Annotated in this window: 28 protein-coding genes; 20 read left to right on the forward strand and 8 right to left on the reverse strand. The window is 64.3% G+C overall.

Annotated elements, in window-relative coordinates:
- Nucleotides 1–59 precede the first annotated feature (59 nt).
- From ACYVGT_RS03970 to ACYVGT_RS04010, 9 genes are all read left to right on the forward strand, one after another.
- Nucleotides 60–332, forward strand: coding sequence for a hypothetical protein (locus ACYVGT_RS03970; RefSeq protein ID WP_460855002.1), 273 nt, complete (start codon nucleotides 60–62; stop codon nucleotides 330–332).
- Between the two features lie 98 nt (nucleotides 333–430).
- Complete coding sequence (locus tag ACYVGT_RS03975; protein ID WP_460855003.1) at nucleotides 431–1,570, forward strand: pilus assembly protein TadG-related protein; 1,140 nt, start codon at nucleotides 431–433, stop codon at nucleotides 1,568–1,570.
- A gap of 32 nt (nucleotides 1,571–1,602) precedes the next feature.
- Nucleotides 1,603–2,634 (forward strand): OmpA family protein, encoded by a 1,032-nt coding sequence (locus ACYVGT_RS03980; protein WP_460855004.1) that lies wholly within the window; start codon nucleotides 1,603–1,605, stop codon nucleotides 2,632–2,634.
- Nucleotides 2,635–2,654: 20 nt separating this feature from the next.
- Nucleotides 2,655–3,203, forward strand: coding sequence for a hypothetical protein (locus ACYVGT_RS03985; RefSeq protein WP_460855005.1), 549 nt, complete (start codon nucleotides 2,655–2,657; stop codon nucleotides 3,201–3,203).
- A 49-nt stretch (nucleotides 3,204–3,252) separates the two neighbouring features.
- A complete protein-coding gene (locus tag ACYVGT_RS03990) occupies nucleotides 3,253–3,858 on the forward strand; it encodes an aggregation-promoting factor C-terminal-like domain-containing protein (RefSeq protein ID WP_460855129.1) in 606 nt (201 codons plus the stop codon).
- Between the two features lie 4 nt (nucleotides 3,859–3,862).
- Nucleotides 3,863–4,249, forward strand: coding sequence for a hypothetical protein (locus ACYVGT_RS03995; protein ID WP_460855006.1), 387 nt, complete (start codon nucleotides 3,863–3,865; stop codon nucleotides 4,247–4,249).
- 56 nt (nucleotides 4,250–4,305) lie between these two features.
- Nucleotides 4,306–5,121: an HTTM domain-containing protein gene (locus ACYVGT_RS04000; protein ID WP_460855130.1), complete on the forward strand. Its 816-nt coding sequence runs from the start codon at nucleotides 4,306–4,308 to the stop codon at nucleotides 5,119–5,121.
- Nucleotides 5,122–5,294: 173 nt separating this feature from the next.
- On the forward strand, nucleotides 5,295–6,683 hold the full coding sequence (locus ACYVGT_RS04005) for a C2 family cysteine protease (RefSeq protein WP_460855007.1): 1,389 nt from the start codon (nucleotides 5,295–5,297) through the stop codon (nucleotides 6,681–6,683).
- A 55-nt stretch (nucleotides 6,684–6,738) separates the two neighbouring features.
- The gene (locus ACYVGT_RS04010) at nucleotides 6,739–7,194 is read left to right on the forward strand and encodes a hypothetical protein (RefSeq protein ID WP_460855008.1); all 456 of its coding nucleotides are present in this window, start codon (nucleotides 6,739–6,741) and stop codon (nucleotides 7,192–7,194) included.
- A gap of 197 nt (nucleotides 7,195–7,391) precedes the next feature.
- On the opposite strand, the gene ACYVGT_RS04015 is transcribed toward ACYVGT_RS04010, so the two are convergent.
- Complete coding sequence (locus tag ACYVGT_RS04015; RefSeq protein ID WP_460855009.1) at nucleotides 7,392–8,282, reverse strand: hypothetical protein; 891 nt, start codon at nucleotides 8,280–8,282, stop codon at nucleotides 7,392–7,394.
- Nucleotides 8,283–8,681: 399 nt separating this feature from the next.
- Here ACYVGT_RS04015 and ACYVGT_RS04020 point away from each other — a divergent pair, with 399 nt between their 5' ends.
- Both ACYVGT_RS04020 and ACYVGT_RS04025 read left to right on the forward strand, forming a co-directional pair.
- The gene (locus ACYVGT_RS04020) at nucleotides 8,682–8,846 is read left to right on the forward strand and encodes a hypothetical protein (RefSeq protein WP_460855010.1); all 165 of its coding nucleotides are present in this window, start codon (nucleotides 8,682–8,684) and stop codon (nucleotides 8,844–8,846) included.
- A 364-nt stretch (nucleotides 8,847–9,210) separates the two neighbouring features.
- Nucleotides 9,211–9,798, forward strand: coding sequence for a hypothetical protein (locus ACYVGT_RS04025; protein ID WP_460855011.1), 588 nt, complete (start codon nucleotides 9,211–9,213; stop codon nucleotides 9,796–9,798).
- Between the two features lie 84 nt (nucleotides 9,799–9,882).
- Here the strand turns inward: ACYVGT_RS04025 and ACYVGT_RS04030 are convergent, their stop codons facing one another.
- From ACYVGT_RS04030 to ACYVGT_RS04060, 7 genes are all read right to left on the reverse strand, one after another.
- On the reverse strand, nucleotides 9,883–11,094 hold the full coding sequence (locus ACYVGT_RS04030; protein ID WP_460855012.1) for a PI-PLC domain-containing protein: 1,212 nt from the start codon (nucleotides 11,092–11,094) through the stop codon (nucleotides 9,883–9,885).
- Complete coding sequence (locus tag ACYVGT_RS04035; protein ID WP_460855013.1) at nucleotides 11,091–12,479, reverse strand: hypothetical protein; 1,389 nt, start codon at nucleotides 12,477–12,479, stop codon at nucleotides 11,091–11,093. Before ACYVGT_RS04035 ends, ACYVGT_RS04030 begins: the two co-directional genes overlap by 4 nt.
- 326 nt (nucleotides 12,480–12,805) lie before the next feature.
- Nucleotides 12,806–13,207, reverse strand: a complete 402-nt coding sequence (locus ACYVGT_RS04040) for a hypothetical protein (RefSeq protein ID WP_460855014.1) — start codon at nucleotides 13,205–13,207, stop codon at nucleotides 12,806–12,808.
- A 115-nt stretch (nucleotides 13,208–13,322) separates the two neighbouring features.
- Nucleotides 13,323–14,777 carry a hypothetical protein gene (locus ACYVGT_RS04045; RefSeq protein WP_460855015.1) on the reverse strand — a complete coding sequence of 485 codons (1,455 nt, stop codon included), beginning with the start codon at nucleotides 14,775–14,777 and terminating at the stop codon, nucleotides 13,323–13,325.
- A 299-nt stretch (nucleotides 14,778–15,076) separates the two neighbouring features.
- Complete coding sequence (locus ACYVGT_RS04050) at nucleotides 15,077–15,796, reverse strand: hypothetical protein (protein ID WP_460855017.1); 720 nt, start codon at nucleotides 15,794–15,796, stop codon at nucleotides 15,077–15,079.
- A 140-nt stretch (nucleotides 15,797–15,936) separates the two neighbouring features.
- The gene (locus ACYVGT_RS04055) at nucleotides 15,937–16,272 is read right to left on the reverse strand and encodes a hypothetical protein (protein WP_460855019.1); all 336 of its coding nucleotides are present in this window, start codon (nucleotides 16,270–16,272) and stop codon (nucleotides 15,937–15,939) included.
- 3 nt (nucleotides 16,273–16,275) lie between these two features.
- Complete coding sequence (locus ACYVGT_RS04060; protein WP_460855131.1) at nucleotides 16,276–17,472, reverse strand: ParB N-terminal domain-containing protein; 1,197 nt, start codon at nucleotides 17,470–17,472, stop codon at nucleotides 16,276–16,278.
- A 272-nt stretch (nucleotides 17,473–17,744) separates the two neighbouring features.
- On the opposite strand from ACYVGT_RS04060, the gene ACYVGT_RS04065 reads away from it, so the two are divergent.
- The 9 genes from ACYVGT_RS04065 (at nucleotide 17,745) to ACYVGT_RS04105 (ending at nucleotide 24,236) form a co-directional block, all read left to right on the forward strand.
- On the forward strand, nucleotides 17,745–18,956 hold the full coding sequence (locus ACYVGT_RS04065) for a hypothetical protein (protein WP_460855021.1): 1,212 nt from the start codon (nucleotides 17,745–17,747) through the stop codon (nucleotides 18,954–18,956).
- A 19-nt stretch (nucleotides 18,957–18,975) separates the two neighbouring features.
- Nucleotides 18,976–19,485 carry a hypothetical protein gene (locus ACYVGT_RS04070; RefSeq protein ID WP_460855022.1) on the forward strand — a complete coding sequence of 170 codons (510 nt, stop codon included), beginning with the start codon at nucleotides 18,976–18,978 and terminating at the stop codon, nucleotides 19,483–19,485.
- Between the two features lie 364 nt (nucleotides 19,486–19,849).
- A complete protein-coding gene (locus ACYVGT_RS04075) occupies nucleotides 19,850–20,209 on the forward strand; it encodes a hypothetical protein (protein WP_460855023.1) in 360 nt (119 codons plus the stop codon).
- Nucleotides 20,210–20,834: 625 nt separating this feature from the next.
- A complete protein-coding gene (locus ACYVGT_RS04080; RefSeq protein ID WP_460855024.1) occupies nucleotides 20,835–21,347 on the forward strand; it encodes a hypothetical protein in 513 nt (170 codons plus the stop codon).
- A 28-nt stretch (nucleotides 21,348–21,375) separates the two neighbouring features.
- The gene (locus ACYVGT_RS04085; RefSeq protein ID WP_460855025.1) at nucleotides 21,376–21,873 is read left to right on the forward strand and encodes a hypothetical protein; all 498 of its coding nucleotides are present in this window, start codon (nucleotides 21,376–21,378) and stop codon (nucleotides 21,871–21,873) included.
- A 46-nt stretch (nucleotides 21,874–21,919) separates the two neighbouring features.
- The gene (locus tag ACYVGT_RS04090; protein WP_460855026.1) at nucleotides 21,920–22,552 is read left to right on the forward strand and encodes a hypothetical protein; all 633 of its coding nucleotides are present in this window, start codon (nucleotides 21,920–21,922) and stop codon (nucleotides 22,550–22,552) included.
- A 79-nt stretch (nucleotides 22,553–22,631) separates the two neighbouring features.
- On the forward strand, nucleotides 22,632–23,381 hold the full coding sequence (locus tag ACYVGT_RS04095) for a hypothetical protein (protein WP_460855027.1): 750 nt from the start codon (nucleotides 22,632–22,634) through the stop codon (nucleotides 23,379–23,381).
- A 55-nt stretch (nucleotides 23,382–23,436) separates the two neighbouring features.
- On the forward strand, nucleotides 23,437–23,730 hold the full coding sequence (locus ACYVGT_RS04100) for a hypothetical protein (protein ID WP_460855028.1): 294 nt from the start codon (nucleotides 23,437–23,439) through the stop codon (nucleotides 23,728–23,730).
- 26 nt (nucleotides 23,731–23,756) lie between these two features.
- Nucleotides 23,757–24,236 (forward strand): hypothetical protein, encoded by a 480-nt coding sequence (locus ACYVGT_RS04105; RefSeq protein WP_460855029.1) that lies wholly within the window; start codon nucleotides 23,757–23,759, stop codon nucleotides 24,234–24,236.
- Nucleotides 24,237–24,253 lie beyond the last annotated feature (17 nt).

Genomic DNA, 24,253 nt, shown 5'->3' on the forward strand with positions numbered 1-24,253 from the left:
AGATTGGGAGTCGTCGCTGAGGCGGTAGCGCCGACAAACTCCGAAGGGGCCAAATAATGATGTTCATCCGAGAAATCGTCGCCGATATTCGCGAAGCGCGGAAGGACGACAAGGGTGCCGGCTTCGTTGAATACGGAGCAATCATTCTCCTCGTCGCCGGAATCGTCGCGGCCGTGTGGACGCTGGACGTCCCGGACACCATCGCCACCATGATCGAAGACGCCGTCGGATCGGTCGAGACCGAGGCCGAGGCGGAGCCCGGTGGCGGCGGCGAGGGCGAAGGCGAGGGCGAGGGTGAAGGCGAGGGTGAAGGCGAAGGCGGCGGGGAGTAATCTCAACCGCTTCCCAAACCGAGACGGCGTCCGATGACAATGAGGTTCGGAGCGTTCGCCATTAAATCCTCCAAGGGAAATTCGACGAGCGATACACAATGAGTCTCGTGAAGACGTCGCGCTTCGCCGACGAGCAGGGACAGGCCAGCCTGTACCTGCTCGTCGGCTTAGCGCTGTCCCTGGCCGCCCTCGCCGTTCTGTTCGTCCGACTCGGTGAGGCCAACAACATGCGCACCACTGCTCAGGGCGCCGCAGATGCCGCAGCGCTCGGAGCTGGAAGCGACATCCAAGACCGCGCCGCCAAGGCCATCGCCGGCGGCGACCTCCCCTTCGGTGTCTCCTGGAAAGCCGATACCGGCAAGGCCATCGCCAAGGAGTATGCCGCTGAGAACAACGCCTCCCTCGAGGACATCCGCGCCAGCGACAACGAGCAGGGACGTCTGGGCAACTACATCCGTGTCGAGGTCCAGAGCGACGCCTGCCAACGCGAGCTCCAGGACGACGGAAGCGTCCACTGGAACAACCGCCAGTGCCCGGACAAGGAGGAGATCGAAGCCGCAGAAAAGCGCGGCGAGACAATCCCGGTCACCACTGGAAATGCCGCCGCAATCGCACGGGTGAAGCTTCCAGACTGCCAGAGCGTCCCGATTTTCGACTTCTTCGGCGTCCAAGTCGGAAGCTACGTTGCATGCCGCGAGGCCGGTACGGACGATGCCTACAAGCGGATCTGGACGTACAGTCAGGCTAAGGAGATCACCCCGGTCAATCTTGTTGACCGGGAAGGACAGTGGATCTACAGCGAACTCAGCGGAGGCCCCGGAAGCGGACGCTACCCCTGTTCCGCTGTCGGCGACCAGAACATCACCAAACAAATGTGCGAGACCCACGAGCAGATCATGGACGAGTGGGGTGCCGTCTTTGAGAAGTACGGGGTCGGCTGCTACCGGGCTGAAGAAGACGGCGGAGAGCATCCACGTGGTAGGGCGTGCGACTACATGGTCTCTTCTGGTGGCGCGCTTCCCAGCGATGAGCTAAAGGCGGGCTCAGATGCCGCCGCCCAATGGATCATCGACAACCATGAAGAACTCGACATCTACTACATCATGTGGGACCACCACATCTGGAATCCCGGACGTGACCCTGTCGGCGATTGGGATGAGGTGAAACGCCATGTCCCCAACAGGGGCGGAAACACGGTCAACCACCTTGACCACATCCACGTCTCGGTAAACTCGTGACCGTCACCCGTCGCCGAACAAGGAGACGACGATTGTCTCAGCAGCGATTTCGCAGGTCAGTCCTACTGGTTCTTCCAGCCTTCCTACTCACCGCGTGTGTATCCGGAGGCTCAGAAGGTGACGGATCTGGTGGAAGCGGGGAAGATGGCGGACAGGGGCCGGGCTCCCCCGCCGAGACCACCCTTGAATCCCTCTCCACGGCGACAGTACTTGGCCCGGATTTTCAGGTGAACGTGAATTCGCTGGAAAGACACAGCGAGGACACTCTGGTTCTCACCATGACCGCGGAAAACAACGGCGACGAAGATGTCACGGTCAGCGAGCTTTTCAGTTATCCGAGCCGGGCGAACGGAGCCCGAAAATCAGCGAGCGGCGTGTCGCTAGTCGACACTGCGAACTTCAACAGACATCGACCCTATCTCTATGACGAAGGAGAGCCGGCGTGCCTCTGCTCAGAGTGGGACGACACTCGACTCGCCGCTGGAGACGAACTGGAGTTCTGGGTAGCCTTCCCAGCTCCTCCCGATGAAGTCGAATCAATGACCGTCAACACGACGATCACTCCGGACTTTCAAGACGTCCCAATTGTCAATGCCAAGGACCCCGATCAGGAAATCATATCCACGGAAAGAGCCGACGGGATCATCCTTCCCATTCGTTCCTTTGAGGATGAATCTGAGGGGGGCACCTCGCGCGAAGAGACCGCTGACGAAACGTCGGTGATGCTTTCAAGCGATGTGCTTTTTGATCTCAATGAGTCGAAACTCACATCTGCCGCAGACGAGGAGTTGGAGAAGGTCGCAGAAGAGGTCGACGCCAGTTCAGCAACCACCATATCCATTGACGGATATACCGACGATTCAGGCGACGACTCCATTAACGTACCTCTTTCCGAGGACCGCTCCGAGTCGGTGAAGAACCGTCTTGAGGATCTGGTGGAGAGGTCCGATGTGGAGTTTGAGACCGCTGGACACGGATCTTCGGATCCTGTCGCAGACAACGGCACCGAGGAAGGGCGCGAGAAGAACCGGCGCGTCACCGTGACATTCGAACGTGGCGAGTGACGATGGGAAAGGGGAGAAACATGAGCAAGACAGCACTACCCGTTAAGATGCTTTCCATCGTCAGCCTTATCGGACTGGCTTCATTTACTACGGCATCGTCGGGAATCGCTCCCGCCTCAGCGGAGAGTGACGAATCCGGCCTTCCTAGCATCGGCCAGGCTGGTGCTTCGAATTCGGGTGGTTTTGGCGAATCGACCGTCTCTGTCAATGACGTGACACGATCAGGTCAAGGAAACTACGCGACCATCACCTGGACGATATCGATCCACGGAGATGAGACCTACGAAACGAAATCCGATGCTCGCGGCGGGACCTACCGGTACAACGACCGAAGTGTCTTCCGCACGCTCGTAAAGGATTCCGAAACTGGAAAGACTTTTCACCCACTCCAGGATTCCGATGGGTTCTGCCTCTGCACGGGAAACTTCTATCCGAAATCGTCGATGGATGAGGTAAACGACGGCGAAACAGCGACCTATTGGAGTTCATACCGGATCTCGGACGACGTTTCGGAAGTGAGCCTTCACGTTCCGGGATTCGAGCCCGTAGAGGATATCCCGATCGGCTAATATCTGCCTAGTCCCGTTCTGTTCGAACGTCCTCATCCTGGTGGTCACCATGCAGCCCGGAGCACTTCATAGCCGTGAAAACCGGCCGAATAACGATCGCGGTGCCGCGCAGTTCCTCGAACTGAGTGTTATTGCACTCTTTTCGGCTGGCATCATCGCGGCCGTCGCCCAGGTCGACCCCGGAGGGCAGTTCAATGGAATCGTTCGCGAAATGGTCTGCCTCGTCGAAGGGCCCGAGTGCGACGGAAAAACGTGGACTGAGGTCGACCGTCCAAAACAGCCTGAAAAGTACAGCTTCGGTGGAACCCCATCTGGCGGACGCGCTGGCGACGTCGAAGAGAACAAGGAGATCGGTAAGAAAATCGCTGCGGAACGCGGATTCACGGGCAGGGAATGGGAGTGCCTGGAGACCCTGTGGAGCCATGAGAGCAACTGGAACCACAAGGCAGTGAACCCCAGCGGCGGTGCCGCTGGAATCCCCCAGCTCCACCCCTCAGCCCACAACCCGCCTGCTGGCTATATGGACAGCCCTGAGGTTCAGATCGAGTGGGGCCTTGATTATATTGAGGGACGCTATCAAACCCCCTGCCAAGCGTGGGCCTTCTGGCAGAACCCCTCTCCGCAGCAGCCAGGGTTCTCTACGAACTGGTACTGATGGCATGATTTCTTCCACCTGGCAGATATGTCCGAATTGCGGAACCAGGGAATTCCTGACCACGCTGCGCCGCGATATGCTATTTTTTCTGGTGGTCGCAGTCATTTTTCTCCAGATCTCCATTCCACTCTTCCGGCAGATTTCGAACGAAGGTCATTGGGCGCGCTTCTCCTGGAGTATGTTTTCCGGCAAGGCCGCGGCCTCGTCCATCGTGGTGGTGCACGAAGACGGCAGCCGATCGCTTCTGGCTGGGGGGCTAGGTGGCAGCAATCGCTCAGGCAGCGTCGTCGGTCCGTCCGTGGTCCAGCGAGCATGCTCGGACATTGAAGGCGCGGTAGAGGTACGCGCAGTCCGACCTCATGGTGAATCCGTTTATCCGTGCGGAGCATAGCGGTGAAGCAAGCTGCCCCTTATCTTCACTTCTCAGCAGCCATCTCAGAATCCGTAGTGAACGGACGCCGCCTCGCTTCAGCGCGAATTCTCATCGGAGCGGCAGGGATTGTTAAAGGCTTTGCGGTTCTTCCAGACCTTATCGCGGCTGAATCAACGTCCCCGCGACACGAGCTACTCGCGATCCCATCGGTACCATGGCATGTAGTCTTCGCCATCTGGATACTCTCTGCAATCATGGTAGTCGCGGGACGAGCGATTCCTCTGACCGCAGCGATTCTCGCGTTCTGCTGTGGATACACGCTTACCCATAGTGCAGGCTTATACGGAAACCACCTGACTCTGCTGACGTTGATGAGCATGTTTTTGGCGTTCACTTCTGGCGGGCGCCTGTTCGGGGACAGCATGGCTCGCTCCTCGCACACCGGGTGGCCGGCTCTCCTCATGATGACCCAGGTCAGCACCATGTACGGCCTCGCTGCCTTCGCCAAGATCAACCCGTCCTTCCTCCTGGGGGAAGTCGCTATCACGTCTATCGGGGTCGATGGGGCGATTCTTCCGCTACCGCTCACATCTCTTCCTGCCATGGTGATCGTTGTGGCGTCGGTCGGTGTCGTCGCCCTCGAGGGCTTTTTGGCGGTCGGGCTCTGGTTCGCACGGGCTCGTGGACTCGCCTTCGCCGGCGGAGCCGCCCTGCACCTCGGAATCCTGGCAACGATGGACGCGACTCTTAACCTCTTGGTCTTCATGTTGGCGAGTCTTGCTGCCTACCCGCTCTTCGGCGGATGGAGCCGAGGTCGTATGCATGACCGGCTCGTTCCGGGGACCGCGCCGAAAACCAAGCACGGAGTGGCTGCGGAGATCGGCCGCTAGCGAGAGCTGCCTGTACGGATTCCATGAACTTCTTCCGGCTTTAGGCCCCACCGTTCTCTGATTTGGGTCCGTGGGCTCATGTGGCCGGCAGAGGAGCGGCTCTAGAGTCCGACGGTGCACCTGTGCACACCCCCACCGCGGTCTCTCATCTCAGAACGGGCCTCCACCTCCTCATGGTCAGCATCGAACCGCACCGTCGACTCCGCCGCTCCCAACCTCCCTCCCGAATCCGACCTATCAGACCGGAGTGGCACTGCCGCACCGATCAGGGTGCCGGCTTCACCGAATACGCTGCCGTCGTCTTCCTTGTCGCGGCGATCGTCGGAGCGGTCTTCATGACCGACGTGCCTTCCCAGGTGGCCGGATTCGTCGACGACGCCGTGTGCGAGGCAACCTCGTCTGCCGGGAACGAGGATGACTGCGCGGAGTCGGAAGGCGATCAGGAGGGTTCGCCGCAAGCAGGCGGTCCCGACGACGGGTCGGGGGGGCATGGTGCTCTACCGGGCGGTACAGGCGGCGGGGGGCCGGAGCTTTCCGAGGATGACATCGACGCTGGCCGCTCGGCTGCCGACGACATCCGCGAGTACTGGGACGAGAACACCGGCTGGTTCGGCTGTGTCTTCATGTGCCCTGACGAGCCGAAAGAGGTACTTGAGGATCTCACCGACTCCGAGCTGGAGGCGCTGTTCCACAGCCTCACAGAGGATGAGATCCGCAGACTGCTCGATGAGGATGGGGTGCGCGAGATCGCGCTGTCCCGCCTCAGCCTGGATACGCTGCGCATGCTTCGGAAGATCGACCCTGACGGGATCGAGCCCGACTTCAACGACGTCGGAGGAGACGGCGCCAATGAGGACTCCGGCAAGGCCGACGGTCTCTCGTGGGGCCGGACCGACGAGAGCCAGGTGGATCTCTGGCCGGACGACGGTGAGATCAGCATGAGCGACATCAACCAGGGATCCCTGGGCGACTGCTGGTGGCTGGCCGGCATCGGCGCCGTCGCCGAGAAGCACCCTGAGGTGGTCAGGGACATGATCAAGGAGAACGGCAACGGCACCTACACGGTCACGTTCCCGGACACCGGCGAGCAGGTGACGGTGACTCCGGACATGGTCATGGAAAACGGCGCTCCCGCCTTCGCTAAGCCGACTGACGGCGTTATGTGGCCGCTCATCCTCGAGAAGGCATATGCAGAGCGCGAGGGAAGCTTCGGAGAGATCGAAGGCGGTTGGCCCAAGGACGCCATGCACACCGTCACTGGCGAGGACAGCAAGTCCTACGGGCCCGACGACGTCGACCAGCAGGACCTCGCGGGATGGCTCGACGGCAACAAGACCGCAGTCACCATTACCACTCCCCCAGAGGGCGACGACAACGGTCCGCTCTACGACAAGGATCCGAACGCCGGCGGACTGGCCAACAACCACGCCTACATCGTCCAGGGGATGGATTCCGACGGAAACGTCACCCTGTATAATCCCTGGGGCAGGTCGCACGCAACGTTGACTCAGGAAGAGTTCCAGGAGCATATCCAGTCCGTGGAAATCAACTCCTATGGATAATGCTCAAACGTTCGGTCGAAAGAGAAAAATGCTGTCGGGCAAACGAGTAACGGGAATGCTCTTCCTGATCGGAGTCTCCGCAATGATTGTCTCTGCGGCGTCCGCATGCGGCGGTGAGGGCGACGAAGGGCCGCCCCCTGCCCTGGAGACGGTCTCTCCGGACACGGAGACGCCTTGGAACCCCAAGAGCCCTGCACCTGAGCCGGAGGCAGGTGCAGAGGAGACACTGACCATCGCCCAGAGCACACAGGGCTCCGCGGTGGGGCTGCGCCTGGGCGTGCTCTCCACGAAGGCGGGGAAAGCCCGGATCTCCGTGGTCGTCGAGAGCGGCCCGGCCAAAGACAGCGAAGAATACGTCGAAGGGGAGGCGGGGACCTCGACGACGCTGGACAGCGGCCACACCGTCGCGATCAACGAGGTCACACCTGCCGACCCCGATGCTGAAGACGAAGGGAACCAGGGCACCGGAGCGGGAACCGGGTCGGTCACGGTGACCCTGACAGCTCCCTGAGAAACCTCGGTCGGGCGGCGCCGAAAACTCCGGCGCCGCCCTTCTGTTTCTCCCTAAACTGCCCAGACCGGCGGCACACGACCCCTACAGGCAGCGCCACTTCCAGCTCGCCTGGGGCGTGCTAGGCCCGCACAAAGCCAGCCATCCCGATTGGGACATCTCAAGCCGGTGTTCGGTCAGTTCGCTGGATGGCCTCCTCAGGCCGCGTCCATACTCTCCTGGATGGTGCCGACGTTGTCGTCGGCGGGGGCGGAGATGTCGAAGTCGGATCCCCAGTCGGTGTAGCGGACGGTGCTGCGGGCCGTTTCGCCATCCGGGGTGGCCATCTCGATGGCGAAGGATTCAGGGAGGCCCCGGTCGGTCACTGCGAGATCCCAGGAGACCTCTTCCAGGCCGGCGTCCGCGGCGTCCTTGAAGCTCTTGTGGTCGCGGTCCGCAAGCGCGGAGGTGGCGGTCGTGCCGGAGTAGACGGTGACGGTGCCGTTCTCCTCGGAGTCAGTGGTCTCGGGGTCCCCGTCAAGTTCGCCGAATCGGACCGCGTCCATGCTGCTCTTGCCGGCGGCCTCCTCCACTGACGTGGTCGTCTCGGTGAGCATCACGCGGAAGATCTCGGCGAAGGGCCCGATCTCCTCTTCCGCCTCGTCGATCTCACTGCGCGTCAGCCGGAGCCAGTCCTTGTCCTCGAGGAGCGGTTCCTCTTCGAGCATCATGTAGACCGTCTTGTCAGCCACGATGACGTGCGCCGTGCTGGGCCGGTCCTCACTGTTGTCCACCACCGTCATCTTCGCCGACGGCGGGTCGTCGAGCAGCAGCTGCATCGAGACGTCTTCGATCGATGCCTCCCCCTCTTCTTCCTCCTCAGGGGCGACTTCCATCGCCACCTCGACGGACAGAGCTTCCGTCATCCGCTCATTCACGAGGTCGGCAAGGTCGGCCGGGTCGTCAGGGAGCTCCGCCGGCTCCATTTCAGCGGCCGGCACCGGCGACGGCGCGGGGTCTTCCGCCGGTTCCTCTGGCTCTCCCTGGCAGGCGGTGACCAGGAGAGCCATCGTGATCAGCAGTGCGCTCTGAGGAAGGAGGGATCTCATAGTGACTCAAGCCTATTGGATCGGCAATCACTCAACAGAACGGGACACAGTGGCCAATGTCGGCCGAATACATCTCCGCTCGTTACCGCCCGGGGAGGCCTCCGGCACCGCTGTGGTCAGCTGATACGCCTTCCACACCCGATCGCGTCCCGTTCACCCCGGGTGGCTCGACGGCACAACTCCTCCTGTCGTGACACCCCAACCAGAGATAAAGTCCCTGATCGGCGCCATCGGAGTTCAGCACCGCTCGTCCTTCGCCTAGTTGGCCACGGTCCGCGGAGACCGCTGCAATGGGGTGCGACCGGTGACGCCCGCGCCTCCGATCGTACCGCCGCTCTCCGATCGTGGCTCCCGGCGCGTAGCAGCTCAGAAGAGGGCGCTACAGTCCGGAGGCTGGACATGAAGAGACATTGGACAGCGATCGCCGGAGCCGCGTCCGGTCTACTCCTCGGGCTCGCGGTCGGCTTCTCCATGGACAGCACACCGCTCGGCGTCGGAATCGGGCTCGCCCTCAGTGTCGCCTTCGGTATCGGGTTCGGTGAGCGCCGGCGGAGCAGCCGCTGAAGTGCAGCCGACCGGCATCTACTCCTCTTCCTACATCCCGGTTCTGCCTTCCACTGCCGACGGAGGCGTCCAGGGCTTCGCCACCTTCCCTCCCGGCTCCCACCAGCCCCATGAGGCGCGTGCGATCCGCCACCCAATCGGGCCCAGGCCCCCTTTTGGGCCCCTGTGCCCTGTTTCATTTTTCGATGGGCACCTAGATTGAACTGCACGAACCTCAAACCGCCGCAGGTGGTCGCCCGCTCCATACCGTCGTAGCAGTGCGTGCCCGTCTCGCCACTGCTGTCCGTTCCCCCATCCCTTGACCTCTAACTGGAGTGGGCACCTTTGCGGTCCCCGCTGAGCACAGAGGAAGAAGGAAACGGCCATGCCGTGGCGCGTCCCCGCGTTCGAACCGCCGCTGGAAAGCACCGACGACGCGGAGGTGCCCCGCCCTGGTGCGGGGCGCAGCGGTCCCCGCACCAGAAAGCTCCCCAGCCGTGCTCGTTCCAGCGTCCTGAGCGTATTCCTAGTCGCCGCCGTCACCGCCGCTGGCGGCTGTTCTGCACTGGGGATCGAAGTTCCGGCTCTGGGGTCCGAGGACGAACTGGATGAGGACCGGGCCACCGATCTCGTCGAGTCCCACCTCACCGAGATCGATGCAGCACTGCCCCAATCGTCGCGCCTCGACTCGGTAGGAGCCGCGGTCAGTTCCCGCTGCGAACCGGACGACCTGGTCCGCGTCACGAAAAAGTACCGCGTCGTGAAGCTGCCCGAGAAGGAGTACGAGGAGACGGTCGACGCGCTCTCCGAACACTGGTCGCTCAACGGCTACACCGTGCAAGAAGACATGCGCCCCGACGAACTCTTCCTCTCCGTGGAGAGCCCGGACGACGAGTTCAGCGTCTCCGTACAGCAAGGGGAGGATGACCTGATGGTCAGCTCCACTTCCCCCTGCGTCATACCTTCGGAGTGACCCTTACAGGGGCGCTGGCTCGGCCGCGCCGGCGCCCCTGCAGAGATCCGAGACAGGCACCGCGTAGAAGGAGTGGCCGCACCATTAGGTCTCTTCGCCGCAGCTGCGGATCCACCGTTCCCCGTTCCCCAGGTGGTTGGTGTTGACGAAATCGACGCCGGCCTGCTGCTGAGCAGCCCAGGCGTCCCGCCGAGCCTCCCCTTCACACGACTGACGCCCCGGTGCGACCTGGCCGTGGCAGGGGATGAAGTTCCCATTGGAATCAGCCCGCACCTGGTCGTCGGGGGCACCCCAGAAGCGGACTTTGAGCCCAGAGCGGTGTGCCCGGTCCACGATCTCGTCGAGCTCGGCCTGCTCACGGTCGTCGATCTTGTTGTTGCCCTGGTCACCGCAATGACCCTTGCCCCATTCAGCGTTGAACATCGTGAAGTTCTCTGCGTACTCGGGATCGTAGTCAGGGCTGTCGACGTCGACCTTCGGAGGAAGCTCACACCCGCCTCCCTCCGGCGCGATGTCGAAGGAGACGTTGCCGGGCTTGTTGGTGAGGACGTACTCGTCTGAGGGCCTGCCCCCGCTGAAGACGACGTTCACGTCGTCGGGCAGACCTTCCAGGTCGCGGAGTGCCTGGTCATACATCCTCCGCTTGTCTTCCTCGCTCTCCTGGCCTTTGATCTCCACCACGAGCTGGAACGGTTCATCGCGACCCGGGTAGATCTCGCCGCCGTTCTCCTCCGCTCGCTCTCGCAGAGCATCCGCGTAGGTCTCCTTCAGGGACCCTTGCGGAACACCGTGCTCGTCGTGTTTGAGGACGAGCTCGCCGTCCTCGTACTCCTGAGGGAACCGCTGCTCGCCCGTCCCGGTGCCGCGCTCCTCATAAGGCCAGATGTCGGCTTCGACACTGACCGCGCCCTGGTCGAGGGCGTCTTGTAGCGGGGCCTCGTTGTCGTAGTCGTTGTGGGCATGCAGCCCCTCTGCCCATGCCGCATCGGGATCAGCACAGCCGGGCTTCGGTATGGGGGAGCGTTCCGGGGCCGGTTGCGTCGTAGGGGTGGGCATAGGCGGCGGGTCAGGGAACAGCCCTCGCGTTTCGGCATCTTCCTCGGAACCGGCCTGCTGGGCTCCGGAGCAGTCGGCACCGCCCGTGACACGGCAGATCGCATCCGCGCAGAGTTCTGCGACCCGGCCCGGGACGCCGGCAACGCTTACGGCAGCCACCACGGCTGCAACGAGGAGGATCACGGCCCCGTACTCGGTAGCGGATGCGCCGCGGTCGCGGCGGGCGAACCACTGCATCATTCACCGTTGTCTGCCTGGTCGGACACGCAATCGTCGTACTCGACGAACCGCCGGGCGCCGCCATCAGGTCCGTCCAGCATCAGAGCATCGGTGGTGTGCCGCTCCTGCTTCGACCAGCTCACGCTTCCCCCGAACTGGAGGCCCATCTTGACCTTGGCCGCGAACTCCGCTTGGTCCGTCTCGACGTCGCCCGCGAACTGCCAAGCGCGGCCGCGCTCGTAGAAGACGTCGTCCCACGGAGGAGAGTCTTCCCCGGGCTCCTCGGCGATGTCGCCGCCGTAGTCCTCCTCACCGAGCTGGTCGGCCATCGCGTTGGACACGTAGGGCGGCGGAATGAGGCCGTGCTCGTCGATCAGGGCCTCTCCCGCCTCCTGCTCCTCGGGCGTCGTGAAGTCAAGCTGGACCATCTGGGTGACGCTCTTCGTCTCCTTCTTGCCAGCGCCGATGCCGTAGCCGTCCTCGCCGCCTCCCTGCCGGTTGCGCTCGGTCTTCTTGTCCGCGCCGACCGTGAATGCGCCCTCCGCGTTGGTCATGTAGCGGATCCCGGCGAGGCTGCCGTCCTCGTTGCGCATGATGCGCGTGCCACCGCTCCAGCTCATTTCCCCTTCGGCTCGGGCGGCGAGCGCGGTGGCGCCGAGCGAGCCAGTAGCGGTCCAGCCGTAGGTTTCCGAGGTCTGGATATTCTTGGGATTCTGGTACCAGGTGGAGCGGTCATACCTGCCGCTGACGGACACGTTGCCGTCCACCCCGAGGTTCATGTTGTAGGAGTCGCCCTGCTCTGTGGCGGGCCCGGCCCACGCCCCGATGCTCAGGTCTGCTTCGGCACCGATCTCCACAGTGGCCGTGCGCACAGCCGGTTCCACGGTGATCTCGGGCGGATCATAGGCCCCCACCAGCTCCGCGATCGCTAGCCCCATCTGGCCTTCCGGGTTCATGGTGCGGTTCTGCTCGGCGGCGATGGACTCCTCCATCTCCTCGTGAAAGCGCTCGTATTCCTCTTCACTCTTGAACATGTAGCTCATACCAGGCGAGAGGCGGGCGCTCACGCCCCCTTCAAGGCCAGCGCCGGCGTGCATCGGCGCGTCCTTGTGCTTGCCACCGAAGTCCCAGCCCTTGCCACCGGCCACACCAACCTCGGTCGTGGGCACGAAGGTGACAACGATCTGGCCGTTCGAGAGTTTCTCCTTGGCGTAGCTGTACTCCTGGCCCAATTCAAAGATGCCCAGGTTAATGGAGTATCCAGAAGTCTCTTTCACACCCTCGCGCACGCAGTAAGTGGGCCGGTAATCGATCTCCTCATCGTCTGCCGCGGAGGAGTCGCAGTCGCCCTCTCCTGTGACGGCCCGCTCGACGCGGCACAGCCCGTTTTTGATGAGATCGCCCACAGAGCTTGGACCAACAGCGAATACCGCCCCCGTTATCGCTGCTACGCACAGGAGAAGAGCACCGTATTGGCTGAAAGCGGATCCCCGGTCCGATCCCCTCGGCAGGCGAGAACGCTCGCGAAATCGGAGCACGCCGCGGCCTCCCCTCCGGGTCTTTGGTTCGGAGAGGGAAGGGCGAAACGCTCGAATCCGCAGCACGCGAGCATGCTAGAGCGCGGACGGGCGAACCGGACAGAGGCCGGGAGCCCAACCCAGGGCCCAAAAAGGGTGGGTCTGACCGACGCAGCGCAGTGGCAAATCGGCCACTGGTCTAACGCGCCGCTGCGCTACCGCATCTGGAAGACGTTCTCCTCTTGAGCGGGCAGAACAGTCCACCAGGCAAGCGCCGCGCCGACCGGGAAGCACAGCGCGCGGACAGCGAGCACTGACACTTGGGTCCCGGCGCTGATGGACAAGACGATGTCCATCACCATGTCCACGGCCACTGGGGCGATGACGATGAGGGCGGCGGGGATACTGCGGAGCCTCGCCCTGCCGTACACAAGGGCCGCAAGCGCCACCATCGCATAGCTCACCGGAAGTTGGGGGAGCGCGAACCAGAGGACCGCGCCGACATCTGACGTCGCCTGGTCAAGCGACGCCACCATTGGAACGCCGACACCGAGCAGGATGCTGAAGAACAGCCAGATCGCCGCACCCGTCAGTGGTGCAAGCAGTGCGCGGGCCATCGGACCCCTCTCTGGTCGGCGGGTCTCATGGGACGGGGAGGTGCCGCCAGATTAGTGGAGCGGGAGAGGCACCCGGGCGTCGGGCGTTGGGCCCCGTGCCGCCGCCGGCCGATGCTCAGTCACCCTCGGAACGCTCCGAAACGCAGTCCTCGTAGTGCACGAACTGCCGCTCGCCGTTCTCGGGCGGTGCCAGCATGATCGCGTCCGTCGTGTCGCTCTGCGAAACGGCCCAGTTCACACCCGCACCGAACTGGAAGCGCATACCGGCGTAGAAGTTGACCCCTCCGCCGGATGTCTTCGTGTCCGCGGTGGACTGCCACGCTCGTCCCCGCTCGTAGAAGAGGCGGTCCCAGGCTGGGGCGTCCTCATCGGGCTCCCGCACGACCCCGCCGCCGTAGTCCTCCTCTCCCAGTTGGTCAGCCAGTGAGTTCGAGACGTAGGGCGGGGGAATCATGCCGTGCTCTTCAAGCAACTGCTCGCCGGTCTCCTGCTCTTCGGGGGTGTCGAAGTCCAGCTGGACCATCTGCGTCACTGTGTTGGCCGAGGTGAACTTGGCGTCTCCGTGCGGACCGTTCTCCAGTCCGCCCTGGCCTTCCGGCCGCTTCGTCATTGAGCCGTCGGCTCCGAATCCGAAAGAGCCCTCCGCACTGGCGATATAGCGGATGTTGGCGAGCGACCCGTCCTCATTGCGCATGACCCGTGTGCCCCCGGTCCAGCTGAGTCCGCCGTCAGCATGGCCCGCAAGAACAGTGGCGCCGAGGTTGCCGGACGCCTCCCACCCGACCGTCTGGGATGTCTGGATATTATCCGGATCCTGGTACCAGGTGGATTGGTCGATCTTGTGATGGAAGGCGACCCTGCCCTGCTGACCCAGGTTCATGGTGTACGAGTCGCCCTCTCGGCTCGCTGGTCCCGCCCAGGCGCCAAAGTTATAGCCTCCGTTACCGCCGAAGCTGACCGTCTGCGTGCGGACGGTGGGCTCGACGACGTCGAGCATGCCCTCCTCTTTCATCCCCTCCTCGATAATCATCGACCCGATCGTCCCCTCGGGGTTCGCGAAGTCATTCGCTTCTTTGAGGATCTGCGCGTTCACCTCGTCGGCGAACTCTTCGTACTCCTTTTCACTGTCGAAGAAGTAGCTCATTCCAGGCGCATAGCGGACGTCGGCGCTGAGGTCCGGGTCCCACGCGCCGTGCAGCGGAGCGTCGCCACTCTTGCCCCCGAAGTCGAGGGAGCCGATCTTGAACAGGCTTGCCTCCCTCTTCGGTAGGAAGGTCACCACCACCTGCCCGTTGGCCAGTTCCTCTCGGGCATAGCTGTACTCTTCACCGAGCTTGACGATCCCCAAGGCGAAGCTCTGCCCGTAGGTGGCCTTCTCCCCCTCGCGCGCGCAGTAAGCGGGTGTGTACTCGTACTCCTGCTCAGCGCCGGACCGATCCGGTCCCCGGGCACCTGCGCATTCGTCGCTTCCCAAGGAGACAGAGCGTTCGAGCCGGCAAAGGGCGATGTCGAACAGGTTGCGGACTGCTCCCGGGGCGGCGATAAAGACTGCGGCGGCTATGGCAGCCATAGCAAAGACCAAGGCCACGTATTGGGTGAATGCTGAGCCCTGGTCCCTACGTCCGCTCCAGCCCACGGCGCTCCGACGCTGCTGTTGAAATTCAGGCGGCGGCGTGGGCAAGGTAGCCTCCCGGAAGCACGCGAGACGGCAGCGGACAGACCGTGCCCGCGGGGGAACCGCCTCGCCTGTCCCTCCGAGACTAGGAAGGCCGGTTCTGGCCGCACCAGAGGCTGAGAGCCCAATCGAGGGCCCAAACGTCAGGTTCGCCGACAGAAGAGGGCTCGAAGCGGGAACGGCTCAGGCCGCGTTTACCCGCAGGGGATATCGGGATACTCAAAGACAGGGACCTGGTGCCATTCGTCGCCCTCGGCATAGCAGAGACGCCCAGGGACGAAATCGTTGGGCGGGGACACCGCGTGCCCCCACAGCTCCTCGGGCGTCTCATAGCGAATGTAGCGCCCGGTCAGACCTTCCGCGTCCCGGTCTTCGGGGGCCTCCGCGGGAACGCCATCGATGGTGACTTCGAAGTCAGCCTGCGGCTCGTCTTGGGTGAGCTCGGCCAACGGCTCGTCCGCTGACGAGGCATAGGTCCCAGACCCTCCGCTATCTTGGCCGCCAGATGGCGCCTCAACGGTGAAATCCTGGCTGTGAAGGAGGTATTCACCCTGGTCGTGAAGGTACGTTGCGGTCCCGGTGAAGGTAAGTGCATCACCGTCCCTCGTTGCGGAGGCAAATGTGATGCTGAGCCGCGCGGCCCAATCCGGCGCCACTCCGCCTCCCCCGTCCCCGGTATCCGCAGTCTGCGCGGCGTCCGCGGTGAAGAGCTCGATCGTGTCGCTATCGGTCGCCTGAGTCTTGACGAGCCCGACCGGGGGTGCGCCTTCATTGTTGCCGGTGGGCCCACCACGCTCGCCTCGGTCCGCAACACCCGTACCTGCCTGATGCCCGGCTTCCTGGTCTTCGGGCAGGGGGTTCGGAGTTCCGCCTCCCTGGGGCGGGCTGACGCATCCTGCCGCCAGGGCGACCATGGCAGCGGACATTAGGGCCGCGCCTGCTGTGCTGCCCGGTGCGCGACATGTGGAGGCCCTCGCTATGGAATCCGGCTCCTTGCGCACGCCGCTGGGTCGCAGGCCCGAAGACCATTGAGGGGCATCCATCGCACGCTGCATCACGAACCGTCCCCTTGGCTGCGCTGCAGAGCGGTCGCGAGGGCCGTGCGGACTTCACCGGCGATCTCGTGCTGCTCGGCCGTCTCGCGCACAGCACGCAGGAAAGTATCGCCGGCTTCAGGAAGAGGTTCTTCGCTCGCGCGGGACACCAGTATTCCACCGGCGAGGTGCTGCACCTCCAGCAGGCCGGCGAGCCGACGGGCCTGCTCATCCGCTGGCGCTCCTTCGCTGCGGACAGAGCGTGCAGAGATCGTCAGCTGGAACATCAGGTCGATGAGGAAGTCCCGCCCTCGCTCGGTGGCCAGTAGAGCGCGGACCCGATCTGCAGTGCTCACGCGTCACTCCCAGAATCCGTCGTCGGGCAGATCGGACCTGTGGATCTCGCGGGGAAGGTCGTCGACGTCGATGCCGCGCTCCTGAAGGATCTTGATCCGATGGTTACCGTCCATAATGGTGCCATCGGGCTTCACTCTCAGCGGCTCCGCGGCCCCCGGTTTGAGCGACGCGACGATGTCGTCAGTGCTCCGATCCCGCAGCGCGTCCAGCGTACTGTCTTTCATGGCGTCTTCTGTGTGGAGCTGCTTGAGCTCACCCGGTTTCGATGTGGGTCCTGCCCGAGGATCGGGGTTGGCGCAGGCGGTTCCATCCGTGCTGCGCAGGAGCTCCTCAAGGCTGGGTGTGGGTTCGCTCGGCTTGTCGACTTCGGCGAGCAGGTCGTCCAACGACGGCCTCTTCTGATCGCCGTCGGAAGGGCGCGGAGCTCCGGCCGGGGCGAAGACCAGCGTCATTGCGGAGCCGTCGGACAGCAGCACGGGTTCGGCATCGGGAACCCCGCCGAACGCACTGCGGCGGGGCTGCGATCCTCCACACCCCGAGACGGCGTCCCGCGTCCCGGTCTTTGCTTTTCCGACTCGTGCATCCGCCGCGTCGACGGCCTTCTTCAGCTTCCGCCACCGCCCGAAGAGCTTCGCGATCTTCGGCGCTGTCTTCAGCGCTTTGAGGCCTTTGCCCCACGGCGTCAACCCGACGACGGTCGAGAGACAGGCGACGATGTCGCCTTCGGTCAGGCACTTGCGTGCATCCTCGACGCCCATGAGATCGAGGAGCAGGGTCATCAGCTCTTCGTCAAGAGCGGCGTACTTCTCCTTCGCCTCGGCCAATGCGCTGCGCGCTTCGTCCAGCTCGGAGTGTGCGTCAAACAGAGCCGAAGCTGCGGCGGGATCGTAGACGACCGTGTCCGGGTCGGCCTCGGCGCCGTCGCTGTCTGCACCTTCTTCGCTGTCGGCGCCTTCATCGCCGCTGGCCTCCGGCCCGGACGGACCGGTGGAGCTGCCGCCGTCGTCGGATTCGCCCGGATCGGATTCTCCGCACTCTTCGATGGTCCCGGTGATGCGGCAGAGCCCAGTCCTATAGAGGTCTTGGACATCAGTAGGCAGGCCGACCATCATGACCGCGCCGATCACGGCAGCGACAAGGAAGACGATCGCGCCGTATTCAACCTTGCCGGCGCCATCATCGCGGCGCCTCCCCATCATCACGAGGGTCCTCTCAGTGGCCGACGCGCCGGTCCGGGTGGAATTGTGACCACGCGCAGCGAAGCCTACTGAGCGCCGAACCTGGAGCGTGAGGGCCTCTGGGCCCAATTCGGTGGTCGTGCCGGGATACCGTGGACGACTCGTGCACTCCCTCATCGGGAAGACAGCCGCAGTCCCACCTTTCGGTCACGTACGACGCCTTCCGCGAGAGAGACAATGGGGCCCCAGGGCCCTGTTGTCCCCAATCGATCGACGGTAATTTCTCTTTACTTGTGGTCGAATCTCGCCACAACTCGGGGGAGGGTCTCTTTCGCATGCACTGGGTCTGGCGTGCCGAACACGGCGGGTTCAAAGCTGAATACGCCGCGGTAATTTTCCTGGTCGCTGCGCTCGTCGGCGCAATCTTCGCGTTCGGGCTTCCTACTGACGTCCAGCGCCTCTACGAGACAGGGCTCTGCCGCATTACCGGGGAGGATGACTGCGAGAATCCCCCGGCAGCCGACAGCGAGGCGCCCACTGAGGACGTCACGCCTTCCCCTGATACCTCCACCGATCCGACTCCCTCTCCCGAGGACCCCTCCGCCTCACCCGGCGAAGACCCCGAAGTCATGGATCCGGTGGGGGCGTTCGACGAGGACGCGGCCGATGCCTACGCCGACGCCAAGCAGGACCTGGAGGATGCGCAGGCCGACCTCGACAACGCCGAGGAGTTCGAGGTCTATGACGAGCTGATGGACCTCGTCGGAGACCTGATCGGCTACAACGACGCCAAGGCATGCCTGACCGAAGGCGACCTTATGGCGTGTCTGTGGACGGTCGTCGGCCTCAGCCCGTTCGGCAAGGGCGCGAAGCTCGTGAAAAATACGCCCAAGATCGTCAAACTCTGGAACCGATACCGCAAAGCGAAGAAGGCCCGCGGGAAGCTAGAGAGCGCCGTCGACAGCGCGCGGGGCAAGCTTGACACGGCTGCGAGCAAGTGTGAGCTCTTGGCCAACGGCGGCGGCACCAACAACCGCGTCCACCCCGCTCCTGCCGGCTACTTTCCCGGGGCTTCCGATGCGCACGTTGATCCGGGCTCGCTGACCGTCGACGCAACGGCGGACGTAGAGACCGTCTCTTTCGTCCCGGAGAAACCCAAGAAGCGAAAGACTCCCTGCGAGCTAAACTGGAATCCGACCAGCAAACCGACATTCGGGCACACATTCAATGACCACGGAAAAAAGAAGACCGCCACGCGAATGACGGATCGCGCGCGGTCCATGAACAAACCTCAGGGGCATTGGCAAATCAGTGATCAAGAGGTCAGCGACCTGATCAAAAAGAGCTACGACCCCAACAAGCCTGGACCGCAGGTGTTCGAAGCCCCGTCGTCCGGAGTGGGAAACGTCATCTATCCCGACGGAACGTCGAAAAAGGCGACGCATTTCCTGGTCGTCCTGAAGGAAGATGGTACGTTCAAGACCGGATACCCGTACATCCCGTGACGTGAGGACCCTGCACCCGATGTTCCAGATCTCTCTCACCCCTCCGTCGGCACCACCGGCCGAGTACGAAGTCGAAATGGAGTTTCTCGACCATTACGAGACCACGGTCATGGATATCTGCGTCCGCCTGCGCGGCACTGACGTGACCTTCCGGGTGAGTGGGTTCGGCGAAGAGTGGCGAACCGAAGAAGTGGAGCTGTCCACCTTCGTCGAAGAGCTTCCTGAGGCTATGGCTGCCCTCCGCGCCGGCGAACCCGCGGTGAGCTGGTTCTACGAGCAGGGCCTGCAGCGCAAGCTCTTCTACTATCCCGAGGGCGACATGGTCCGCATCCACTGCGTTCCGGACGAGCACGCACCCGGCGGCGAATATGCCTGGGAACCAAACCCCGACACAGAGTGGGTCGCCCGCGCAGACCTGGACCGGATGTTCCACGACGTCGCCGTCGCCTTCGCACAATGCGCCCGCGTTGTGGCTCCCGAGGCCCTCAGCTATGAGCCCTTTTCCACCTGGATCACGGGCCGCACCTGATTTGCGGCCGACGCGTCAAATTTTGGGAGTTCCGCGTCTGAACTTCCAAGTTGCCCCGGCTCTGCCCCAGGCCAGCCTTTCCAACCCACCGCTGTCTCCGAAAAGGCGCACGTTGGGGAACTTATTCCATGCCGACGGGGCATACCATACAGGCGCCGCGCTCTTCGTGGCTGACTTGCCGAGATGACCTCTCCGACGATCGGCCCACCGAATACTCTCCCCGCGTCCTCAGCCACGTCGGTCAATAGCTCATCCACCCCAGTGCGGCCTGTTGCCCCCACCGGATGGACGGGGCTGCCTGCCCCGCTTAACCAAAGTTGGGCCTTAGTGTTTCTGCGGGCGGCCGCGTCTGGTGGTGGGCGGATTGGACCTGACGCCTGAGTGGGAGTGGGTTCCGCTGCCGCATCTGTTTCTCACGCTTAACCGCGTGTCCGTCGGCGATACGGCGCCAAACGCTGATCAGGAGTCGGGCGGAGCAGCCGTTTACGCCTTTACGGAGAGTGTTGACTGGCTTTCTTTTCTCCCTGTCGAGGAGCATGTGGCGGCCGCGGCGAGTTACCAGAGGGGGCTTGGCGCGGCTCCGGCTGAGGAGTTCCGCCGGGCGGTGGCGGAGGGGTCTGCTGTCCTGAGAGCGGCGCTGCTGGAGCGGTCGCCGGAATTGGCACAGCGCGACGACTGGTCCCGGTTGGAAGAGGGGCTGTCCCGCGCTGAGCATGCCACCTGAGGCTGTCGGAGCTGCGACGACGTGGGCGCCACACGGGTGTGGCGTGCGTTCGGGTGGTGGAGGGCGCGGAAGTGAGGACTGGACACCCCACGGGCGGTCTTGGCAGCCCGCTCTGCGGCAGTCCTTCTTAGGAGGGTGGGACTTGTAGATGTAGTCCCCGAAGTCCTGGGCCGCCATGCTGAGGGTGTCGTACTCGACCTCGGTGTGCTCCATGAGCACCCACGTCATACCGCCCCGGTCTTCCACACCGACGATCGTCCAGGGCCAGTGGTTCTGACTCCAGACGCGGTCGCCCACCTGTACTTTCTTCCCGTCCTTGGTATGGAACCGCCGAGCCATCCGACACCTCTCACGAGTCAGGGACAACGGCAGGACACCACAAGGGAGACGGCAGGGCCAGAGTGCGCCCTGTCCTGAACCGGCCGCACTCCGTCACACACAGCACGTCCACGCGCGGAGGCTTGCGGGGGCAAGAGAGGAACAGCAAGTGGGCAACCTCTACCAGGAAGAACTCGAGTACTTCACCGAGTACGGAAAGGTCGACTGCTTCCCCCTGAACCTCGTCCTTGGAGCCGCTGACTCCGTCGCTGAGCAGCGTGGCAAGACGTCTCGCCTGGACGTCTGCATGGAGCTGCTCTCGGACCTCTTCGACAACGGCGTCGTCCCGGTCGAATTCACCGACGTCGACGACCCCTTCTGCCTGCCCTGGGGCCTCCCCAAAGGGGAGGCGATGCAGCGCCTCCGCAAGGAGATCGGCAGCTTAACGGACGACCTCGACAGCTTCGATATCTGCTGGCTGTCGGTCACGACCACGTCTCTGTCCGAGCCGCCATCCGCCCACGAGTTCGAGAACGACGTCGTACTCGACGCCGTCCAGGCACTCCTCGGGCTCATCACGCCGAACGTGCGCGCGGTGGGCATCCGCGTAGCCCGCGACCGGGAGCGGGTCACCTTCGTGTTCTGGGTCGGTGAGCACACCACGGAGCTCGACGAGGACATCGAAGAGCTCATCGTCGACATGGCTGCCATCAACGGCGGCAACACCTACGCCATGGACACCGACATCCGCATCGGCTATCCCGACTTCAGCGGCGGGGACCGCGGCGTCAGGTTCGTCTACGCTGCCAAACGACCCTGATATCAATCGGCTGACCTGCGGAGTGCCCATGCCCGATCCCCCTTCACTCAGCGGCGGGCCGACGCCCGGGTTCGTCCATGCGTGGAAGGCAGAGAAGTGCATCGCCGGCGAGGTGTCGCCCCTCGACTTTCTCGACTCCGAGGCGGGGTTCCAGAACGCGATCGCGGCGGCCTGGCTGTTCTGTCCAGGGACGGTGCACCACCGGGGAGGGGTCTTCCTGGCGGAGCGGGTGCCGAAGGCGGCGGACTACTGGATCGACCGGTGCGCGCCGGATCTCGGGGCCGCCGAGTCCAACGCGAACCGGTTGGCGCTCTTCGACGTGTTCTCCTCGGTGGGCTTCACCGACGATCTCGACTTCCCGCTCCAGCAACTCGCCGCGGCGGTGGCGGAGTGCTGGCAGGCACTCCTCGACCGGCGCCATCCGCGGCACAGTCTGAGTGTGTCGTTGCGCGATGAAGCCGACGGCGCCTACGGCCCCACGGTCACGTTCTCGAGCGGAGGGAGTTCTTATGGATCAACCGCCTGAGGCGGAACCCGAACCGCCGCGGTGCTCCGGGCAGCCAGCGCTATCGGTGTTCCGCGACATCGGCGGCGCCGATGAGTGGCATGCGTTCATCGATCAAGCGGCACAGGCGGTCCGCGGGGTGCCGGCATGGGAGGTGGCAGTCCCCGCCGCGCTGACCGCGATGCGCCCTGAGGCCGGCGCGCGGCTGCAAGCGGTGGTCCGGCACGGCTGCGACTTCGTCACCTGCCTGGCGATCGGGCGGCCCAGCGGCGCTTTCCACCACTTCCGCTCGCTCGTCGTCGAGGTCGGCGGGGTCAGGCTGTCGGGCAACGTCGAATGGGACGACCCCGGACATGCCCTCGACGTGGCCGGCCTGGTCGCCTCTGTCTATCCCGACCCCGAGGCATGGACTGCCGCGGCCCATGCAGGACAGCTCCGCCAGACTGACGCAGTCCTGCTTAATTCTCTAGGCATTACCGATGGCCTCTTCTGGATCGATGCTGACGCCGCGGAGACCGTGGCTTCCGGCCCCGACGGGGCCCTGATCCGCCGCCCCGCCGAGTTCCGCGGCAACTCCAGCCACCCGTCCACGCCGGGACGCTCCCATGTCTTTCACTTCAAGCGCGCATACCGGGACGCGTTGTGGCACGTCTCCGAAGCCTTCGGCCCAGCCGTCCGGACCTTCTGGGCCACTCCCTGAGCGGAGGCTGATCCCACGCCACGAGGCGGAGCAGGCTCCCCCACGCACGCCCCGGCGAAGACTCAACAAGGGGGTCTCCATGGCACCGGGCGCTCTCTACCCCGACCCGCCGCACCTCGACGTCGCCGCCTATCCCGACGGCGATGAGGCGGCCTGCTTCGCGCACCTGTGCCGGGTTGCCGACGCACTGGGCCTTGTCCCCAACGGCACTGTCCTCACCGCTCCCTGGGAGCTGCCATTCGCCATGGTCAGCGACCTTTCCGGGAGGACCGGCACCCTCGAACTCAGCGGGAGCGGCCTCACCCGCATGCTGGACGGCGCCGAATCCGCCCGACCGGTGCGCGCCGGTTTCGCGGCTCAGCGCACCGGCACTGCCGTCGTCGAGTACCGCCCCGCACCGCCCGGGGGCAAGCACCCTATCTCGCTGGCCTTGGCTGCCGGCCCTCTCGGCATGCCTCCGGAGTGTTGGGACAGGCGGGACCGCACTGCTGCCCGTAGCCTCGCCTCGCTGGCTACCAGCGCGCTGCGCACCGCGACCGAACAGGCGCCGTACTCCTACGGCGGCATCAGCGTCGAAGCGTCCCTGCCCGCCCCGTCTGAACTCGCCTCGGGCGAAGCGCAACTGCCGACGTCGGTCTATCTCAGCCAGCGCGTACTCGGCCTCGCCCCGGACCTCGCCGGCGCCGCAGAGGCGGAATACGGTTGTGCGGCCGCGACCTGGCCGAACGGAGCCTTCTTCTCGGCGTGGGACGTCTTCAATCCCGCAGGCTCTGCGACCGGGCAGTCCACGGACCGAACGAGCACGGCTCTCGGCCGCCTCCTCGCGTAACCTCGCCCCAGAAGCCCTCGGAACCGAGGCGCACCCGTCGATCTCCTGAAACTGAATGAACATCGTCCTCCAGCGCCGCAACACGACCGCCGCCGTGGTCTCAGCCAATGAGCACGCCCTCCTCGAAGGGGTCTCCCTCCGCGACTACCCGATGCTCGGCCATGTCGACGAATACGGGACCACCGTCTTCAACCGCTTCCAGATGCGCTCCCTGGCCGACGAGATCGAGCAGCTCACCGCGGCGCGCGTCCTCAACTCCGAGCGGGAGCGGGTCTTCCCGGAGATCGCCGAGCTCTGCCGGCAAGGCCAGCACCCGCCCCACCAGCAGCTGTCCTTCCACGGGGGATGACCGGCACGGACGGAGGAGGGCCCGCCATGGCTAGCCCGGAAACCTGGATCGCCGCCGTCAAGCGCGAGCTGGTCCGGCTCGATGGTGCTCGGGCCGAGGAGATGGCCGGGTGCTCAGCGGAGGCGATCGGAGCGATGCTTCGGGCGTTTCCCGACGTCGCTCCGCCGACCGACTACCTCGCGTTCATGCGCGAGCTGGGCGCCGGATCCGGGAACCTCTTCCGCGGGAGCGACTTCCAGTGCGCCGACTGCCTGGAAATGCCGGATTACCTGCGCGAGTGCCGTGCCGAAGACCCGCAGGTGCCCATCGGAGAGCGGTTCTACTTCGGGCACCACCAGGGCTACGTCCTCTACTTCTTCAAGCAGGGCGACGGGCGCGTCTGGTGCTACGAGCTGGAATCGGCCGGCGAGGAGGTCGCGGCGCGCAGCTTTCCCGCGTTCGTCACGGACCACCTCGGCATCCCTGCACATCTCTGGGCCGTGTTCCGCCGACGCGACGCGCAGTAAGCGCAGTTAGAGCGGCT

The organism is Nocardiopsis coralliicola, assembly GCF_054779695.1.